Raw genomic sequence first — 19,316 nt, 5'->3', positions numbered from 1 at the left:
ATGGACGACACCACGACGCTGCTCAATACGGTTATTGAAGCTCTGTCCGATAGCCTGCCGTTCGAAGGACTGGCGCGCATTCTCTGGATCGGCGGCCCTGCTGCACCGGCCACACTAATTTCCATTGTGCCCACACCCCGCAAACCGTGGGTCATCTCGGGCGAAGAGATTCGCACATGGCTTGAACGCGGCGACGCACGATGTACCCAGTTCCGATTGCCTGCGTACATGCTCCAGGTTGAAGAAGATATCTCGCCGTCCGACCGGGACTCACGTGATCGCAACTGGAAGCGTATTGCCGGTCTGGTCGAGACCGGCGTGCCAGGCGAAATATTCGCCGAAGGAGCAATGGGCCCGCTCGTCGCGCGACATGCCACAGCGACAGAAACACAGCGCAAGACGCTCTACCGCTTGCTCTACCGGTATTGGATGTTCGGTCAGATCCGCAACGCGCTGTTGCCCAACTATGGGAACGCCGGTGGCCCCGGCAAAGATCGCGTATTCGCGCCCGGCAAACGTCCCGGGCGGCCTCCTGTATATGCAGTTGCCGGCGACGGGCGCTGTGGAAAAATACTTGGTGAGGACGACAAAGGCTTCATCCGGATCGGATACTCCCTCTACCGGAACAACGAAGTCGCGTCGGTGGTGGATGCTTATCACCGGACCCTGCGACGGTTCTACGTTGAAGAGCACGTCATGCCCGGCGCGTCGACGGACGACCTCACGCTCAAGCCCCTTCATCAGTTGCCCAGCCAAAGGCAGTTCAGCTACTGGGGGAAAAAGGCATTTGATGATCTGGTGGTTCACCGGTCACGCATGGGCGAGAGGCGCTGGCAAAAGGATCATCGCGGATTGACCGGGCGGTCCAACGACGGCGTCTACGGGCCGGGGCACCGCTTCGAAATCGACGCGACCATTGCGGACATCTATCTGGTCAGCCGATACAACCGGAATTGGGTCATCGGACGCCCCGTCGTCTACGTAGTGATCGACGTTTTCTCGACAATGATCGTGGGAACCTTCGTCGGACTGGAAGGACCGAGCTGGAACGGGGCACGGCACGCACTGTTCAACGCGTTTTCCGACAAGGTGGCATTCTGCAGTACATATGGCATTGATATCGAGCCGTCGGCGTGGCCGTCGCACCATCTTCCCCATGAACTGATGGCAGACCGCGGTGAAATGCTTGGGCAGGCGGCTGAGGGTATCGTATCGGGTCTTGGGATCGACATTGCGATCGCGCCGCCGTTCCGGCCAGACTGGAAATCGATCGTGGAAAGCCGGTTCCGTCTGCTGAACAAGACTGCGCAGATTCACTGGATTCCAGGCGCGGTCAGGCAGCGAATCGCCGAACGCGGTGAGCGGGATTACCGCCTCGATGCGATTCTCGACCTCGAGGAGTTCACCCGCATCATGATTCGCAGCGTGCTGCATTACAACCATCACAGCCGCAGACCTGAACGGCTGACGGCCGACATGATCCCCTCGGAGCTGGAGCCATCACCGGTCAATCTCTGGAGATGGGGCATGGACCACGGACTCTCCACACCGAATACGCAGCCGCAGGACCTCGTTTACCTGCACCTGCTGCCACGCGACAATGCGTCGATCCAGCGTGGTGGCATCTGCTTCAAGGGTATGTATTACTCGTGCACCCTCGCTATTGAGCAGAACTGGTTCGCCACAGCACGCCGGAGCGGACGCCGCAGTGTACCGGTCTGGTACGACCCGAACGACACGACTCACGTGTGGCTTCAGGACCCACAACGCTGCTTCGTGCGCTGCGACCTGCTCGCATCAGAGGAGCGGGTCGCCCGGCGCCGTCTGGAGGAAGTTCTCGACATGCTTGGCATGACCGGCAAGCCAGCAACCGAAAACGCGTATGCCACGCTCAACGATCGGGTCCGCCTGGATGCGCATATCGACGCAACCGTGGAACAGGCTCGCATCGACAAACGCGCGGCGAAACCAGCCACGCCCCTCCCGGATAGCCGCCAGGTAGGCGATATCAGGATGCATCGGACGTTCGAAAAAGCTGCCGAGCGTCGACGAGCGAGCGACATATCGCCGGTGGATGGTAAGAGACCGGCAGTCAGCCCCGCGCCTGCCGTGGCTACGCAAGGCGTTGTCGATACCTACGCTGGCGAACGCGGCGCGGAAGTGCTGGATCTGCTCGGGCGACTGCGTAACAGGAGCAATCGGACATGACGACACCTGCTCGCCTCGTTGCCGCTGGATATGTCGAGTCGCCCATCGCACAGTATCAGGGTAATCCGCTCATCGAAGCATTGCCGTCAATCCGCACCGAGGCGGATGCCGCAGCAGCCCTGGCACTGTTCCCGGAAGAACCGGGGAGTGAGGTTGGACTGTCGAAGGAAGTTCGGCTGCACTGCATCGACCGGTTGCTGCAGCTGGTTCAACCGCTGCCGATCCACCTGGAACTCGAATCTGCGCTGTCCTCGCTGATTCGTAGCGGATACGTCGGTCGCAATCCACTTGCGCACTCGACGTGGCGGCACATGTATGCGCTTGCCCTTGGCCAAACCTCAGAAAGTGGTTTCCGATCCACTGCATCCACACTGAGCGTTGTGGGACTGAGCGGGATCGGCAAATCGACGGCTCTGGAATCCATTCTTCGGCTCTATCCGCAGGCTATTCGTCACCAGCATTACAGAGGTCGCGAGCTTGTTCAGGTGCAGATCCCCTGGCTGAAGATCGAATGTCCGTTCGACGGTTCGCTCACAGGGTTATGCCACGCTTTCTTTCGCGCCATTGACCGAGCGATCGGAGATGAGCGCTATGCCAAACGCTACAGGTCAATACGCGGGATCGTCCCGCTTGTTCACCAGATTGAACAGATCGCGAGCACTCATTTCGTCGGTGTGCTGATCATCGACGAACTTCAGCATCTGCGTGTGGCGAAGACCGGTGGCAAGGAAAACATGCTGAACTTCTTTGTGAACCTCATCAACTGCATTGGCATACCGGTCGTGTTTGTGGGCACAAATTCGATGATCGATCTCTTTTCGAATGTGATGCGCAACGCAAGGCGCGCCACGGGGCTCGGGCTGAGTGACTTCAGGCAGCCAACGAGTGACGATCCGGCCTGGGCGCTTCTGGTAGATGCTGCATGGCAGTACCAGTGGATTCGCCATGCGGAGCCAATCACCGCCGAGTTGCGCAACGTGCTGTACGACCTGACGCAAGGCGTCACGGACATACTTATCAAGCTGCTCGTGCTCGCCCAGCGGCACGCTATCCATACGGGCGAAGAACGCCTGACGGTCAAGCTGTTGCGCACCATCGCCGACACGCGGATGCAGTTGCTCAAACCAGCGCTCGATGCATTGCGTAGCGGCGACACCACGCGCATGGCGAAATTCGAGGATCTGCTCCCACCCGACAGCCAGATCGCCGCGATGATGGGAGTGATCGATAGCGACGCGCGTTTGCCGTCACAACTGTCGATGCTTCGTGAGATGCGGCGACCAGTCGCCGCGAGCTCTGTGCCATCTTCGCCGGAAGTGTGCGAAATGACCCAAAATCCAGCGACCAGCACTACGAACGCTGGAGAGCGAATTCCGTCCGAAGCACGCGCCCTTGCCGGGCATGAGGCACCGCGTGTTGCATTACAAGACGCCGGATGGCTGCTGGAAGATGCTCTTGAATTTTCGACGGCATATGCTGCCTCATGACTTCGATGCGAGCACTACTGTTTTTTGTTCCGTCGTTGCCTGACGAGACCATCCAGTCGCGCGTTGCCCGTCATCACGTGCTGTCGGGCAACCGGGTTGAGGCAGAGACATTTCTGGACCTGTTCGACAGCATCCCGTTTGCGTTGGAGCAAATCGTGTCGCCGCCGATGCTGAATCTTGCGGATCGCATGGGTGACAGTTCGCCTGCGGCACGGAAAAAGCTTCTGGAACAGAATACCCTCTGGCCGCTTTTCGAGCCATTTCTGGCCGGTGGACCACAATCCACTACCACAGACATTGGCGCCATGGTGAGTCGACTACCTCGCCGCGTGGTCGGGCATCACGGAGAAGCCCGGTTGTGTCCAGCTTGCGTGAAAGAGGACGTCCATGCGTTTGGCATGGGTTACTGGCACCGTGCCCACCATGTGCCGGGTGTCAGCGTGTGTTGGCGACACGGCGGGCGCTTGCTGTCGAGTTGCCCTCAATGTCGTCGACCGTTCCAGTTTCGGGCACGCCTGCTGCGTCAACCGTGGCACGCTTGCCACTGTGGCTGGCTCGTGGCGGGGGCGGAAGACACGAGTGCATCGGACCTGCGGGTCATGCTTGATTACGCGCGTTTTGCCCACGATCTGCTTAATTACCCATTGGGTCAGGTAGGTCGCTTTCGCCTTCGTGCTGCGTATCAGAGCCGTATTCGCGAATTGGGCTTTGCATGGGGATCGCAGGTACAGGCGAAAGCGTTTGAGGAACACTTGATCGGAGAATTGGGTGACGCGTTTCTTTCCGAGGTTGATCCGGCATTTGCCTCAAAGAGGATGAGCTTCTGGATACGCTTGACAGGTGGTGACAACACCACCTGGGATATGCCGATTACTCGGCATCTGCTGCTGGCGATGTATCTTTTTGGTACGCGAGACAAGTTTGCGCTGGCCCTGCAACGAGTGTCCGATGAGGATGCAGTTCGCGGCACGAGGGCCGCTGATTTACATTCGGGGCGTTCCGTCATGTCGCCGCCAACCACTCCACGTGCGGCGTACCGGGGCCGGATACGGGACGAGCTATCAAAATATCCGAAAACGACGCTCGAAGACCTGTGGCGCAGAGTGAATCGCATCACTTCGTGGCTCTACGAGCATGACCGGAAATGGCTTATTGAAACGCTCTCGGCGCCGGCAACGGACGGAGTGCGTCCAAGATCGTCTGCGGAAACTGCGTCACCGGATGACGAGCGTTTTGCAGCGCACGTTGACACGGCCGCCGCCGAATTACTCGCCCAGTCCGGCAAACCACAACAGGTAACGAAGGAGCGCTTGCTCGCAGCGCTGCCTGTGTCTGTCGTGGACACCCCCCGGCACCGCGAACGATATCCACGCACGCTCAAGCGGGTTACCGACAACCGGGAGTCGACGTGGCACTTCCGGGCAAGGCGGTTGTGGTGGGCATATTCCGTGCTGAGCGCACGGGGAGACGCACCGCCGATGTTCGAAGCTGTCGTTCTGTCCGGTGTAGGACTATACGCCGCTCAGGCAATCATCGAATACTGTGGATGGGAGCCTTTGTTACCACTGGCTGCAAATATCGATGTGCTGGAAAAACTGTCCAGAGCGGGAATTACGATCAAGTGGGATGGTCCACCGGCGTGGCGAGGTCAGGCGATCGGTGGGCGTGCGTATCAGCGCCGGAAATGAGTCAGATCGAAAATCTTCAAGCTCGACAGTCGGTGCTATTCGCCATGCTACGCCGGTCCCGAAGCGGGGAACAGCACGTTCCGATGCTCAATGTGTGCGGACCCAAATATGCATATCGCATCGATGCGCTGGCTGGCGACGGGCGCTTGCCGGCCATCATCAGCCATTCCTCATCGTGCTCACACCGCCATTCGAGCGACCGGGCCGCACCTGAAAGCGGGCTGTCGGCTGGTGATGACAGATTCAAGTCTCGTCCTTTCCGGAAATAGTTGGGCAGGCGCCGAAGAGCGTCCGCCTTGAGTGGTGGTTGGCGTTGAGCCCTCAGTCCGGCCATCGTTAGGGGGCGACCCATGCCTTGCAAGGTCATTCCTGTTTCTTCCATGGTTGTTCCGAGACTGCCAGGCTCTATTTCGTTTCCGCTCATGCATAATTTCTGCCGACATGTTCAGGCTTAGCTAAGCAAGTTCCGGCAGAATAGCCCGCGTCCAGATACGAGTCCCTCTGTGACTTTGCACTCGCGCCGCTTCCCGTCAGGAGCCTAAATTTGCAAACTGTTCACGCTGCCTGTCGCGCGTCACTTCGCGTCCTCGCGCCGATGTGCGCGCTCTTCATCGCCAGCTGCGCCTGGTACCATCCCGAACCACTGTCCGTGCAACTTACGTCGACATCGGCTCGCTCACTCGAACGAATTCGGATTGACCCGGCGACGATGCCGCTGCCGGAACTGGCCGCACATCGCTTCGATCCGTCCGACGGACTCGATATCGAGGAAGTCGCGATGCTGGCCGTCGCGAACAATCCCGATCTGAAACTGGCTCGTGATGATCTCGGCATCGCCCGCGCACAGGCATTTTCGGCAGGTCTGCTGCCCGATCCGCAACTGAGCGTCTCAAGTGACTATCCCGGCGCTGCGGGTTTCTCTCGCGCGTTCAATTACGGCTTGAGCATGGACGTGATGGCGATCGTCACGCGCGCCGCAAACAGGAAGTCGGCCGATGCGACGGTCGCCAAAACCGATCTTGGCCTGCTGTGGCAGGAATGGCAGGTCGTCGCTCAGGCGAAGCAACTGTTCCTGAAGACTCGCCTCCTGGACGAGACATTGCCGTTGCTGGGGCAACAGCGCGACCTGACGCGCACGCGTTACGAACGGATGGCCGAAGCGCGGCGTGAGGGCAATCTGACGGAAGACACCCTGACAGCCTCGCTCACTTCATATAACGACGCCCGCAAGCAATACACCGACGCCGAGCGCTCGGCGGAGCAGACCCATCACGATCTGAACGCGCTGCTCGGACTCGCCCCCGATGTGCACCTGCAGCTCACGGGTGACGACGACGCAACGCCGGTGGCCGATGCGACTATCGACGAGGCCGCCGCTTCGTTGCCGAAACGGCGCCCCGATCTGCTTGCGCTGCAGGCGGGCTATCAAGCACAGGAACAGAAGTATCGCGCGGCGATCCTGAGCCAGTTTCCGAGCCTGTCGGTCGGATTCGTCCGCGCACGCGATACGTCGGAGATCTACACGAGCGGCTTCCAGATCAATCTGAGCCTGCCGATCTTCAACCGCAATCAGGGCAATGTCGCAATCGAAAAAGCCACTCGCCAGCGGCTGCGCGACGAATACCAGAATCGCCTGAACCAGGCGTACGCGGACGTGGCGCACCTGCGCGCGGACAGCGCGATTCTCGCGCGCCAGCTCGAACAGACCCAGGCTGCGCTGCCCGGAGTCGACAGCGACGCGCGGCATGCCGCGCAAGCGTATGCCGATCACAATCTCACGATCGGCGCGTACGCCGATGCACAGATCGCTGCGCTTTCGAAGCGCGTTGATGTCGCGACGCTGCACGAATCGCTCGCCGAACAACGCGTCGGTCTGCAGGCGCTGCTCGGCAGTGCGATTCCCGACGCCTTCTCCTCCGATCAGACTTTCACCGAAACCCATGCGAAATAACCGATTCTCCATGCCGGTCCGGCGCGTTGCGGCATGCAGCGCAGCCACCTTCGTTGCTGTCGCGGTCGGCTGGAGCCTGCCCGCACATGCCGACGACACGCCTGACGCCGCGGTCGCAACGGTCCAGACCGCGCATGTCGAGCGCGGCACAATTGCGCAACCGGTGCGTGCGTACGGGATCGTCGCAGCCTCGGCATCGAACGTGACGACCGTGAACCTGCTCTACGTCGCGCGGATCGTGCAGATGCGCGTGCAACCGGGGCAAGCGGTCAAGCGCGGCACGCCGCTTGTCGTCGTCCAGGCCGACCCAGCCGCCGTTGTCGCCGCCAGCCAGGCGAAAAGCGCACTGGCGCTTGCGCATGGCGAACTCAGCCGCACGCAATCGCTGTATGACAAGGGCCTCGCCACTCAATCGCAGCTTGCCGCCGCGAAGAAGGCACTGCTGGACGCACAGCAGGCGCTCGATGCCCAGGCCCAGACGGGGATTGCCGCGGGCAGCAGGACGATCGCCGCGCCGGTCGACGCGGTCGTGCTGCAGGTGTCCGTCGCGCAAGGCGATCAGGTGCAGGCCGGCGCCGCAATCATGCAGTTGGCCGTCGCGGCGAGCGGCGAGGACGCACGCGCGAACGTGATGCTCGGCATCGAACCGGCGGATGCCGCCGCCGTTCACATCGGTGACGCCGTCACGCTGCACGGCCTGTCCACCGCGCTCGCGAAGGCGGCGGTGACGGGGCGTGTGGTGATGGTTGGCGCGTCGGTCGATGCGCAAAGCCAGCTCGTCAATGTCGGTGCCAACGTGCCGGTCGGCCCGACCGCGTTCATCCCGGGCACGCGGGTGCGCGCCGATATTGCGACGCTCACTGGCGAGCACTGGGTCGTTCCGCGCTCGGCGGTATTGACGGATGAAAAGGGTGAATATGTGTTCCAGATCACGCCGGATCGCAAGGCGCATCGCGTCACCGTGGTCACGAAGGTCGAGGACGGCAACCGTTACGGCGTCGACGGCATGCTCGACGGGGCGCGGCCGCTCGTCGTCAGCGGCAACTATGAATTAAAGGACGGCATGGCTGTGCAGATCGCCGGGAGCGCGGCACGATGAATTTCGGTCAATGGATGCAGAAGCACCGGCGGTCGCTGCTGTTCGTGATTGCGCTCGCCGCGATTGCCGGGGCGATGACGGCATTCCGTCTGCCGATTTCGCTGTTTCCGAACGTCGCATTTCCGCGCGCCGTGGTCTCGCTCGACGCCGGCGATCGCCCTGCCGAGCAGATGGCGACGCTTGTCACGATGCCCGTCGAGGAAGCGCTGCGCCGGGTGCCGAACGTACGTGACGTCCAGTCGACGACGAGCCGCGGGTCAGCCCAGATCTCGATCAATTTCGACTGGGGCACCGATATGGCGCAGGCGACGTTGCAGGCGCAATCGGCAATCAGCGAGATTCTCGCGACCCTCCCGCAGGGCACCTCGATGCAGGTGCGGCGGATGGATCCGACCGTGTTCCCGGTGCTCGCGTACAGCCTCACGTCGAAACAGCAGTCGCCGTCGGCGCTGCGCGATCTCGCACAGTTTCAGATGCGGCCGCTGCTGTCGTCGGTGGCAGGCGTCGCGCGCGTCGACGTGATGGGCGGCGCACAGGACGAATTCGAAGTCGCAATCGATCCTGCGCGCCTGGCCGCGTACAAGCTGTCGTTAGCCGATGTATCGAAGGCGATCGGCGCGAGCAATGTGCTGATGGCAACGGGCCGCATCGAAGATCATTACAAGTTGTATCTTGTGATTGCGGACGCGACGATCACCCGAATCGACCAGTTGAAAGATGTTGTTGTATCTGCAACCGGTGCGACACAGATCCGCCTCGGCAATATTGCATCGGTCCGCGAAGGCGTGACACCGCAATGGATGCGCGTGACCGCCGATGGCCAGGATGCTGTGCTGATCAATATATTCCAGCAACCGGGCGCGAACAGCGTCGCGATGGCGAAGGAGATCCGCGCGAAACTCGCGGCGTTCCAGCATCAGATGCCGCCGGGCGTGCATCTGTCCAACTGGTACGATCAGAGTGAACTCGTGATTGCGTCGGCCGGCAGCGTGCGTGACGCGATCCTGATCGGCGTTCTGCTCGCCGCGTTCACACTGTTCGCGTTCCTGCGCAACTGGAAGATCACCGCGATCGCGGTAGCGGTCGTGCCGGTCGTGATGGCCGCCGCGATCCTGCTGCTCGACGTGTTCGGCATGGGCTTCAATATCATGACGCTGGGCGGGATGGCGGCAGCGGTTGGCCTCGTGATCGACGATGCGATCGTGATGATCGAGCACATCACGCGGCGGATGCGCGAGGCCGGCGCTCAGGCGTTCCACGGCCGCGTGATGAGCGCGGCGCTCGAATTCACGCGGCCGCTGGCCGGCTCGTCGGCCGCGACGCTGATCATCTTCGTGCCGCTCGCGTTTCTGTCCGGCGTGACCGGCGCGTTCTTCAAGGCGCTGTCGGTGACGATGGCAAGCGCACTTTTCATATCGTTTCTCGTCACATGGCTCGCGGTGCCGATTCTGTGCGATCGCTGGCTGAAGGCGAAGGACGCCGAGGAGCACGCCGAGTCGCGCTTCGCGCAATGGATGAACCAGCGCTACGCATATTTGATCGAGCACGTGACCGCACGGCCGCCGCTCGTGCTGATCGGACTGATTCCGCTCGTGATGGTCGCGACGTTTGCATTCACCCGTGTCGGCAGCGGCTTCATGCCGACGATGGACGAAGGCGGCTTCGTGCTCGATTACCACACGGAACCGGGCACGTCGATCACCGAGACCGACCGGCTGATGCAGCAGATCGAAGCGATCATCCGCGCGAATCCGAATGTCGCCACCTATTCGCGCCGCACGGGTGCCGGCCTCGGCGGCGACCTGAACGAGCCGAACAAGGGCGACTTTTTCGTGCGGCTGAAGTCGGGCGATCGCGAGCCGATCGAAACCGTGATGGAAGAGATCCGCTCGAAGGTGGAGACGCAGGTGCCGGGCGCCAGCATCGAGCTGGCTCAATTGATGGAGGACCTGATCGGCGATCTGACCGCGGTACCACAGCCGGTGCAGATCAAGATCTATTCGGACGATCAGGACACGCTCGACACGACTGCGCAAAAGGTCGCAGCGCGAATCGGCAAGATTCCCGGCATCGTGGACGTGGACAACGGCATCAATCCGGCCGGCGACGCGCTCGAACTGCGCATCCGGCCCGAAGCCGCCGCGGCGGAAGGCATGGACCCGCAGTCGATCGCGCAGGTAGTGTCCGACATGGTCGAAGGGAGCGTCGCGACGCAGTTCCAGACGGGGCCGAAGACGATCAGCGTGCGCGTGCGCGTCGCGAATGCAATGAAACTGACCGATACGCAACTGGGGCAATTGGAGATCCGCGCACCGGATGGCCATCTGTTTGCGTTGAATCGCGTTGCAGACCGCGTGTCAGTGTCCGGCCAGCCGGAGATCAGCCGGGACAACCTGAAGCGGATGGTCGCGGTGACCGCGCGCATCGACGGCCGAGATCTCGGCTCGACGATTGCCGACGTGCAGAAGGCACTCGGCGAGTCCAGCCTGTTGCCTGCCGGCGTCTACTACGAACTGGGTGGCCTGTATCGGCAACAGCAGATCGCATTCAAGGGCCTTTTGACGGTGTTTGGCGCGGCGATCGCGCTCGTGTTCGGCCTGCTTCTGTTCCTGTACGAGCGTTTTCGCGTCGCGCTTGCCGTAATGGCGATGCCGCTATTGGCGGCGGGCGCGGTATTTGTCGGACTCTGGGTGAGCGGCATAGAGCTGAACATCTCGGCGATGATGGGCATGACGATGATCATCGGAATCGTAACCGAGGTCGCAATCTTCTATGTATCGGAACTGCAAGGCCTCGTGCTCGACGAAGGCGTTCCGTTCCGGCAGGCGCTGATCGAAGCGGGCCGAAACCGGCTGCGCCCGATTGCGATGACGACGATCGCCGCAATTCTCGCACTGCTGCCGCTCGCATTCGCGTTGGGACAGGGTTCCGCGATGCAGCAGCCATTGGCGGTCGCGATCATTTCCGGGCTGATCGTGCAATTGCCGCTGGTGCTGCTTGTGTTGCCGGTGCTCCTGCAATTGCTGATGAGAAAAACAGAGTGATCCCGGCGCCTGAAGGGCGCACGAATGTCTCAGCGGGGATGTTGGCTCGGAACCGCATCTCCAGTTCGCAAAGCGTCAAATCGATTATTGCGCATTGACCGTAGCTGGCAACATGCGAACGGTTGTTCCGGCCGATTTTCCATCGATCGCGGCCGCGTAATAGCAACGGCCGGTGTAACTTGGAAGCGGCCGTTGCATTCAAGCCAAGGCGAGCGGCCGGAGCGGGTCGGCTTCGGCCCTCCGATCTCGGGGCGGCATCGCCGGCGCACTTTCAAAAGCCTTTTCGGCGCTCCCACTTGTGTCAAACTCTTTTATCGCGAGATGCCGATACCAAAGGTGTTGGATTGTCATTGTGTCAAACTTTATTTCGTCAGAGCGTGATCAAGCGTTCCGCTAAGTGACTGATTATGTGACGTTCATGGTGTCAAACTCTTTTGTGTGTTCACAACACGTACAAATGCGCTGCATGCGGTAAGCGTGGTGAAGAACGCCTCGATGGTGACTTGCATGACGGCGTGAGGTTCCCTCGGTTTTTCGCCTTCCAGAGGCCCTTGGTTATGCAGCCGCATCCTTGGTCTGCTGAGCTTTGATCCAGTTTTGCAGGAACTGATCCGGCGATATGAAGCCGAGCGACGAATGACGACGACTGCGGTTATAAAACACTTCGATGTATTCGAACAAGTCCGTCATCGCTTCCTGATGGGTACGGTATCGCGTAGCATGCACCCGTTCGTTCTTCAGGCTGTTGAAGAAACTTTCGGTGGGGGCGTTGTCCCAACAATTTCCCTTGCGGCTCATCGAGCAGTGCATGCCGTATTGCGCCAGCTTGCGCTGGAAGTCGTCGCTGGCGTATTGGCTGCCCCTGTCCGAATGAAGCAGCGCGCCGGGCTCGGGCCGGCGTCGAAACCACGCCATCGTCAGCGCGTCCGTCACGATGTCAGCCGTCATGCGCGGCTTGATCGACCAGCCGACGACCTCCCGGTTGAACAGATCCAGCACGATCGCAAGATACAGCCAGCCCTCATCGGTCCAGATGTACGTGATGTCCGACGTAAAGACCTGATTCGGCGCCGTCGGCGTGAAGTTGCGAGCCAGCAGATTTTCTGCAACCGGCAGCTTGTGCTTCGAGTCCGTCGTGACGCGGTAACGGCGCTTGTGACGGGCCCGGATGCCATTGTCGCGCATGAGCCGCTCAACCCGCTCCTTGCTGGCCGGGAAGCCGCGTGCGCGAATCTCCTCGGTCATCCGTGGCGAGCCATAGGCGCCCTTGACCGCAGCATGGATAGACCGGATCAGGGCGAGCAACTGCGCATCTGTGAGCCGCTTGCGCGCGGGCGTGCCGCCGCGCTTCCACGCGCGATAGCCATTCAGACTGACCGAGAGGACCCCGCACAGCGCCGACAGCGGATAGTGCCGGCGATGCGAATCAATCCAGGCGTACTTCACAGGAGGTCCTTCGCGAAGAACGCCGCCGCTTTTTTTGCGATTTCAAGTTCCATCTGCAGACGCTTGTTCTCAGCCCGCAGGCGAGACAGCTCCATCTGCTCTGGCGTGACAACCTTTGCCCCCGCGCCATTGAGCGTGCCTGCCTCATCGGCCTTGACCCAGTTGCGCAGCGACTGGTGTGAAATCCCCAGTTCACGAGCAACGTCCCGCGCGCCTTGCCCGTCCTTCACTCGCTGTACCGCGAGCGTCCTGAACTCCGCGGTGTATGCCTGCTTCGGTATTTTGAACATCGATTCTTTCCTTCCTTCGGGTCGAGTTTACACACGACCTGCTGGAAGGCGAAATTTCAGGGGAAGCTCAGCGAGGCGTCCACCTGTGCGTCGTGTGGTGCTCCGGTGACGCTCGAATGGGACGGTGGCGTGACGTTCGAGACTCCGAATACCATTGCCGACGACGCAATCGAGCGTGCTCGCCGCCGCAAGTAATTGGACACAGGAAAATTTCACATTGATCGGCTAACGAGATTCAAATGAAACGAGAAGAAGAATTCAACGTCCAGACGGACAAGCAAGAGTCACTTTGCGAACGGATCGACGTACTGTACGCGAAGGAGATCGCGGCACTGCCAACGGACACCTCCCCGTACGTCAGCTATTTTCGTGAGGGCGGCCGGCTGATTGCGACAGTCACGTTCGTCTACGCGCAGTCGAGCCAAGAAGCTGAGTTCGAGTACAAAGACGGCGTTTGGAAGCGATCGCGGGACTGGAACGACTGATCGGAATACCACTATGAGCGATATCAACGAACATCGATGCGCCGTTTGCTTCCGGTTGGAAGCAGGCGATGAAGACCTGATAGTCCACGGACACAGCAATGGATCATGGAACGTCTCCAAAGGGAATGGCAGGCTGCTCGCCGCAGCCGGATCGGAGAACGCCGAGCCGCCAACGATCGTTAAGATCGGTCAGTCCGATAGTGTCGGACAGATTGAGCCGGATGTGATCGAGTGGGCGACCACGCGTTACAAAACGGTTCAAAAGAAGCCGTGGTAGTGGCATAGGAAAACGGGGTGTCGTGGACCACACGATACTGCGCCGACAGTTTGCGTGCCCCGGCGGCGCCGCGCCGCGACACTCCTCCTGTAATATCAAATGGAGTGAAACTACATCGTTGGTCGGTAAGCGGGATGTTCGAGATCAAGCAAGCCGAGTTTTACGGATCTTATATACTTACGCGTCCGCGCATCGGGGCGCGAACCTGAACGAAAACCAAAAGACACATCCAAGAAAAATCAATGTCCAGAACATCTCGCATGGCGCAGATTATCCTGCAGATCCTGCGGAACGCATTGCGCTAATCCATACTGGGACGTCTATGAGGCCTATTCTCAACTGGCTCGCTGCGGCGGCTTCTCTCATTGGGCTGTTTTTCACTCTCCGACCACCAGCAGCATCTCTCACTAACACACAAATTGGCTTTGTCTTTCTGACGGTGTTGGTATTCGGTGCCGTCGCCATCGCGGATATTCGTGAGGAGCGTAAGCGAGCCGCGAAGCAATATAAGAATACTAGCGCGATCAACGACTACATGTATGCGATCCTGCGCAGCAGTGGAAAATGCGAAATTTGCTCTCGTGACGCTAGCTGGATTTCCGAACAGCGGATCTACTCCCTACTTGAGAACAAGGCTCGCCGTGGGGAACTGACATTCTTGGTCCATCACAGCACGGAACAGGTCAAAGCACTCGGTGCGATCGGAGCGGAAATAATTGAATACAGCGCCTTCGGATTCGAGCCAGTGACCCGCTTCACGGTCGTGAATGCAGGCAATCATGCCTCTTCGTACGTGGCTGTAGGTCGCAAAAAGCCCAACGAGCCGCACATTATTGAGGAACTTGACTCGTCGCATCCAACATATTCGATGGCACACGATCTCATTCGCTCCATTAGGGCCGCCAATGATAAGTTTAAGAAAAACTAAAAGCTTGTCGCGTATTAGGCGCGAGTGGGATGCAATCGCTGCGTTGCGGGAGCAACAGATTTCCTCAGGCAAAGATCACAGCGCCAATTTTGTACTCGCGCCTGCAATACTTGACGAGCTAACGGACGTCGACTACTTGGCAGACATCGGCTGCGGCACCGGTTGGCTCACTGCCCGCGTCGCGTCGCGAGCCAAAATCGCTGTCGGATTAGATCCAAGTCATGAGTCAATTGCAATTGCGCAGATGCGTCATGCAAGTCCTTCCATAACCTATCATGCCGAGAGTATCGAAGAGTATGCGCATCGGCGTTCGCGTTCGCGTTTCGATGCCGCAATCTCAAACATGGCAGCGAGTAGCGCGCCCGATTTGGAGACTTTTTTCGCCGCATCACGCCGGATACTGAAGAGGGACGCGTTATTTATCGCCACTATTCCGCACCCTTGCTTCTGGCCTTTATATTGGGGGTACGCATCCGATCCCAAGTTCCGCTACGAAAAGTCGTTCGCGGTAGAGGGCGAATTCAAAATCCGCAAGCAAGCTAGTGATATGCTTACAACGCATTTCCACCACCCGCTTGAGCGATACATGTCCGCTCTCGCGAGCGTCGGGTTACCTGTGACTAAGACGCGAGAACTATCAGGCCGAGGATTTAAATTTCCCAGATTCCTGCTTCTCACCTCTCGTGCGGTCTAAAAATTCATTCCCCCGATGCCACGACGATGCGCGTAACGGCTCTAGTCGCTTACGATGTTGCTGGCAGTCCGCCGATCACCGTATTCCGCGGCTTCGCGAACGACATGAGCTTGTCGTGGCGCCGTCTGATTTCAATCGTGCTTGACGCGGACCTCGGTGCGGTAACGCGCCAAACGGCTAGAGTCACTCAGTCGGATTTAGCGGCTTAAGAATACGCCCATCGATCTCACGCAAAGTATGTGGTAAGCCCTTGAGATGCAGTTTCAAACGCTGACGGTCTTCGCTTGTGAAGAATATTACCTGCTGGTCGAACTTCCCTGCGTGGGACGCTTGTTCGAGCAAAGCTCTGAAGCTCACGTCTCGGGTACTTTGCTGTCGCGGTTCGTCGAATAGCACGCAACCAGGGTGCTGAGTGTGGTTATCGCGCGAGAGTTCGAGCATGCCGTAGAGGTAGGACCAAATTGTGCGGATGAGGTCGCTCGCAGAGATGCTAGTCTGCAGATCGAAGCCGTCGTACTCCGGGCGATAGGCGTCGGACGACAGATCCACTTGGTCCGCGGAAAGGCTTTTGAAGCCATAGTTGCCAAGCTGCGTCCGAATAGCTGATCCCCATTGGTTTAGCTTCGCGCGGTCGCCGTCGGTGATGTCGGCTGAGGGCAACGCAGCAAGGCCTGTTTCCACGGCTCTCCAATCCTTTGCCAAATTGGAGAATGTCTCAAATTCGACGGCGACGCGTTCGGAGAGAATTTCGTCTTGACGTAAAATGTTTTCGAGCTCAAAACGCTCTTGGACTGCGGCTGCGGATGGAGCACGGTCGTCTTCTATCAGAGTCTTCCGTAGTACGCGGACTCTTTGACGGAGCCGATTTAGGTCGTCGCGCGTGGCATGCATCTGCTGGCGTCGAGCTTCAACCAGCTTTGTTGCGCTCGCTTCCATCGCCTGGAACGTTCGGAGCTGTTCAGACAGGAATTCGATGTTTTCATCAATCGGCATAACTTCTTGTTCAGGAGACAACTGAACAAGGGCTCCCGAAAGGTCTTGATGGCATACGGGGCAATGATCGGCTTCAACTTCCGAATTCCTGCGGGAACCTAGAGCCTTCAGCGTCTTCACGTCTTTATTACGCTGGATATCTTCGCGCAGGACTGTTATACGTCGCTCAACCTGGCCCAGCTCATGAGTTTCTGTATTTAGGATATCGGACAAGCGATTTACCAGCGCTTGTCGTTCTTGAACTGCGCTTTCGGCAGAAGCAAGTTCACCCTCAAGGGCCGGGGCTGCGTCGGCTACCCGAGGAATTTCACTCCTTTGAAGTTCCCGAAGTCGACTGGTCTGGTCTTTGACGCGCTGGTCAATTGGGATCAATGTATCTTGATGTCGAACCATCAAAATTGGGTGGATCGCGGGTGGCCAAGCTGAGACAGGCTGTCGAGGGAGGCCTTGGAATACTCCATTCACGGAACTGGCTAGGGCGGACAGGCGACGCGCCTGTGCGGCCCAGCTGGACTCCAATTGAGCCTTCTTCAGGCGAAGTTCCTGCCTTTTGACCGCGTTGCGATGCGCATCGAGATCAAGCAGGAATTCGACCGCCCGCTTGTGGGGTTCACGGATGCGGAATTGCCCAGGAAGCGGCGGCTGGATCGTCGACCACCCGCGCATTTGCTCGACGACGAAATATGGGAAAATACATTGTAGGTACAGAGGAACTGTATTTCCATCGAACGTCTGGACGTCAGGTAGTTCCCATCCTAGAAACTCTGCGAGGTAGCGGTGGAAGCCCAGCTCGCGTGTCGCTGCGCCTGCTCGACTCACGAAGAAGTCGGTGGAAGTAAATGACCTATCACTCGTAGTGAGCGCGGGGCCGTGAATAACGGTAATTAGGTTTTTGTCGCGGGTACCCTTAATGGTTCGCTGAATTGTTATCAGCTCTCCCTTCTTGTTCTCAATCTCCAGAAACACTTCGGATTGGAGAACATGGTGCTCGTCTTCGTTATTCTTGAGACTTGCCTTCACCGCGGGCGGCAGCGGCAACTCCTGCTGAGTAGTAAAGTGGACCCCGAGTTTGAGACGGTAGTTTAAGCTGTCGTCCGCGAAAGGATGGCAGAGAATGAGCGAAGGAAAAAAACGCAGGGTGCACACGCCGGAATTCAAGGCGAAGGTCGGCTTGGAGGCGGTACGCGGGGTGAAGACGGTCAGCGAAATTGCGCAGACATATGGAGTGCATCCGGTACTGGTCGGGCAGTGGAAGAAGGAGATTCTGGAGAAGGCAGGCGCCCTGTTCGAGGTCAAGCGCGGCCCCAAGCCGGTGGACGAGAACAGCAGCGAGGACCGGTTATACGGCGAGATCGGGCGACTGAAGATGGAAGTGGACTGGCTTAAAAAAAAGTTGGGGGAGTAAGCAAGGAGAAGCGCCTGGCCTGGATCGAGCACGGTGATGTCCGGCTGCCGCTGACGCGCCAGTGTGAACTGGCGGCCGTGCCACGCGCCACGGTGTACCGACGACTGGACGCGGCATTGCGGCAGGCCCGTAAGGACGAGGAAGACCTGAAGCTGCGCGCGCTGATCGACGAGGAATACACGCATCGCCCGTTCTACGGCTCCCGGCGCATGGTGGTGTTTTTGCGTGGTCGCGGCTGGCGCGTTAATCGCAAGCGTGTGCAACGGCTGATGCGCGAGATGAGCCTGGCGGGCATGGCCCCGGGGCCGGCGACGAGTCAGCCCCACCCGCAGCACAAGGTTTATCCCTACCTGCTGCGCGGGGTGGCGGTAACGCGGCCCAATCAGGTGTGGTCCACGGACCTCACGTATATCCGGCTGGCACGCGGCTTCGCCTACCTGGTCGCGGTCATCGACTGGTACTCGCGGCGGGTGCTGTCCTGGCGCGTGAGCAACAGCATGGACGCCTCATTTTGTGTGGACTGCCTGGAAGATGCGCTGCGCGAGCATGGCAAGCCCGATGTGTTCAACAGCGATCAAGGCGCCCAGTTCACCAGCGATGCCTTCACGGCCGTGCTCAAACGCGAGGGCGTGGCGATCAGCATGGACGGACGCGGGCGGGCGTTGGACAACATCTTCGTGGAGCGACTGTGGCGCAACGTGAAGTATGAAGATGTGTATCTGAAGGGCTACGCCAACATGGGCGAGCTGATGGTGGGATTGGCACAATATTTTGCATTCTACAACGCCGAACGCCCGCACCAGTCGCTGGGATACGCAACTCCGGATCAGGTCTATCGCCTGGGTGTCGGTGGCGGCGCCCTGATCGTCGATAAATATGGCCACACGGATGAAGGGCCGGGAAAGGAATGCAGGACGGGGCAGCGCCGGGCAGCTGTGCAGTTGGACGCGATTACAGCTTAAATCAAGCAGAAAAGTGTCTTGACTGACGGGTCCACTTTATAGTTCCAAGCATAGCTTCCATGCCGAGTGCTATGAGTATAGAACGCACGCATGTCGACTTGCCCATGGAATTGTCTGCCCAGACAACCACAAGGCCGTTTGGGAACGTTAATGTGGTCCCATACGGACCATCTGAGGTCGCGAGCATGATTTTTAGACAACGGAAGCGCATGCTAAGACCTCACCCCGAAAATTTCATTTATTAGCTTCTCGGTTACTTTGTATCGGATGGAACTGGCAAAGCACTTTTCGCCTAATAGGAGCGATTGATCGCTTTCAATTTCTTCGGCATAAGCCTTTCCCAAAGCTGTGAGCTCGAC

General features: G+C 59.3%; 13 protein-coding genes. 11 read left to right on the top strand and 2 right to left on the bottom strand.

The window, feature by feature from the left end; genetic code table 11:
• The 6 genes from PWP93_RS14960 to PWP93_RS14935 all read left to right on the top strand — a co-directional run bounded on the left by PWP93_RS14960 (nt 1) and on the right by PWP93_RS14935 (nt 11,477).
• Nucleotides 1–2,208: a Mu transposase C-terminal domain-containing protein gene (locus PWP93_RS14960; RefSeq protein ID WP_421028995.1), complete on the top strand. Its 2,208-nt coding sequence runs from the start codon at nt 1–3 to the stop codon at nt 2,206–2,208.
• Nucleotides 2,205–3,695 carry an ATP-binding protein gene (locus PWP93_RS14955; protein WP_421028996.1) on the top strand — a complete coding sequence of 497 codons (1,491 nt, stop codon included), beginning with the start codon at nt 2,205–2,207 and terminating at the stop codon, nt 3,693–3,695. The genes PWP93_RS14960 and PWP93_RS14955 overlap by 4 nt, the downstream gene beginning before the upstream one ends.
• Nucleotides 3,692–5,383, top strand: coding sequence for a TnsD family Tn7-like transposition protein (locus PWP93_RS14950; RefSeq protein WP_421028997.1), 1,692 nt, complete (start codon nt 3,692–3,694; stop codon nt 5,381–5,383). Before PWP93_RS14955 ends, PWP93_RS14950 begins: the two co-directional genes overlap by 4 nt.
• Before the next feature lie 709 nt (nt 5,384–6,092).
• A complete protein-coding gene (locus tag PWP93_RS14945; RefSeq protein ID WP_421028998.1) occupies nt 6,093–7,334 on the top strand; it encodes a TolC family protein in 1,242 nt (413 codons plus the stop codon).
• Nucleotides 7,324–8,433 (top strand): efflux RND transporter periplasmic adaptor subunit, encoded by a 1,110-nt coding sequence (locus tag PWP93_RS14940; protein ID WP_421028999.1) that lies wholly within the window; start codon nt 7,324–7,326, stop codon nt 8,431–8,433. The genes PWP93_RS14945 and PWP93_RS14940 overlap by 11 nt, the downstream gene beginning before the upstream one ends.
• Nucleotides 8,430–11,477 carry an efflux RND transporter permease subunit gene (locus PWP93_RS14935; RefSeq protein WP_421029000.1) on the top strand — a complete coding sequence of 1,016 codons (3,048 nt, stop codon included), beginning with the start codon at nt 8,430–8,432 and terminating at the stop codon, nt 11,475–11,477. The genes PWP93_RS14940 and PWP93_RS14935 overlap by 4 nt, the downstream gene beginning before the upstream one ends.
• A 555-nt stretch (nt 11,478–12,032) precedes the next feature.
• Here PWP93_RS14935 and PWP93_RS14930 read toward each other — a convergent pair.
• Nucleotides 12,033–13,213, bottom strand: a protein-coding gene (locus tag PWP93_RS14930; RefSeq protein ID WP_421023114.1) for an IS3 family transposase whose coding sequence is annotated in 2 segments (ribosomal slippage) — nt 12,033–12,961 and nt 12,961–13,213 — 1,182 coding nt in all. Because the reading frame shifts where the segments join, the coding sequence is not laid out codon by codon here.
• 239 nt (nt 13,214–13,452) lie between these two features.
• On the opposite strand from PWP93_RS14930, the gene PWP93_RS14925 reads away from it, so the two are divergent.
• The 4 genes from PWP93_RS14925 to PWP93_RS14910 are packed head-to-tail and all read left to right on the top strand — an operon-like array spanning nt 13,453 to nt 15,597.
• Entirely contained in the window at nt 13,453–13,698 is a 246-nt protein-coding gene (locus tag PWP93_RS14925) for a hypothetical protein (protein ID WP_421029001.1), read from the top strand.
• A gap of 13 nt (nt 13,699–13,711) precedes the next feature.
• Entirely contained in the window at nt 13,712–13,975 is a 264-nt protein-coding gene (locus PWP93_RS14920; RefSeq protein WP_421029002.1) for a hypothetical protein, read from the top strand.
• Between the two features lie 22 nt (nt 13,976–13,997).
• Nucleotides 13,998–14,903 carry a hypothetical protein gene (locus PWP93_RS14915; RefSeq protein WP_421029003.1) on the top strand — a complete coding sequence of 302 codons (906 nt, stop codon included), beginning with the start codon at nt 13,998–14,000 and terminating at the stop codon, nt 14,901–14,903.
• 43 nt (nt 14,904–14,946) lie between these two features.
• Nucleotides 14,947–15,597 (top strand): class I SAM-dependent methyltransferase, encoded by a 651-nt coding sequence (locus tag PWP93_RS14910; protein WP_421029004.1) that lies wholly within the window; start codon nt 14,947–14,949, stop codon nt 15,595–15,597.
• 183 nt (nt 15,598–15,780) lie between these two features.
• Here PWP93_RS14910 and PWP93_RS14905 read toward each other — a convergent pair whose 3' ends face one another.
• Complete coding sequence (locus PWP93_RS14905) at nt 15,781–17,748, bottom strand: hypothetical protein (protein ID WP_421029005.1); 1,968 nt, start codon at nt 17,746–17,748, stop codon at nt 15,781–15,783.
• On the opposite strand from PWP93_RS14905, the gene PWP93_RS14900 reads away from it, so the two are divergent.
• Nucleotides 17,705–18,957 (top strand): IS3 family transposase gene (locus PWP93_RS14900; protein WP_421024845.1). Its coding sequence is split into 2 segments (ribosomal slippage): nt 17,705–17,990 and nt 17,990–18,957, totalling 1,254 coding nucleotides; the frame shifts between segments, so codons are not numbered across the junction. The two genes, PWP93_RS14905 and PWP93_RS14900, sit on opposite strands and share 44 nt — an antisense overlap.
• Nucleotides 18,958–19,316 lie beyond the last annotated feature (359 nt).

Origin of the sequence: Paraburkholderia sp. A1RI-2L (assembly GCF_048957375.1) — a bacterium.
Lineage (GTDB): Bacteria > Pseudomonadota > Gammaproteobacteria > Burkholderiales > Burkholderiaceae > Paraburkholderia.
This window is presented reverse-complemented; position numbering and strand designations above follow the sequence as displayed.

What these genes read in the sequence shown, in the direction of transcription:
- PWP93_RS14920 (WP_421029002.1), top strand. Translation starts at nt 13,712, where the DNA reads ATGAGCGATATCAACGAACATCGATGCGCCGTTTGCTTCCGGTTGGAA.
- PWP93_RS14945 (WP_421028998.1), top strand. Translation starts at nt 6,093, where the DNA reads ATGCCGCTGCCGGAACTGGCCGCACATCGCTTCGATCCGTCCGACGGA.
- PWP93_RS14940 (WP_421028999.1), top strand. Translation starts at nt 7,324, where the DNA reads ATGCGAAATAACCGATTCTCCATGCCGGTCCGGCGCGTTGCGGCATGC.
- PWP93_RS14935 (WP_421029000.1), top strand. Translation starts at nt 8,430, where the DNA reads ATGAATTTCGGTCAATGGATGCAGAAGCACCGGCGGTCGCTGCTGTTC.
- PWP93_RS14950 (WP_421028997.1), top strand. Translation starts at nt 3,692, where the DNA reads ATGACTTCGATGCGAGCACTACTGTTTTTTGTTCCGTCGTTGCCTGAC.
- PWP93_RS14925 (WP_421029001.1), top strand. Translation starts at nt 13,453, where the DNA reads ATGAAACGAGAAGAAGAATTCAACGTCCAGACGGACAAGCAAGAGTCA.
- PWP93_RS14960 (WP_421028995.1), top strand. Translation starts at nt 1, where the DNA reads ATGGACGACACCACGACGCTGCTCAATACGGTTATTGAAGCTCTGTCC.
- PWP93_RS14955 (WP_421028996.1), top strand. Translation starts at nt 2,205, where the DNA reads ATGACGACACCTGCTCGCCTCGTTGCCGCTGGATATGTCGAGTCGCCC.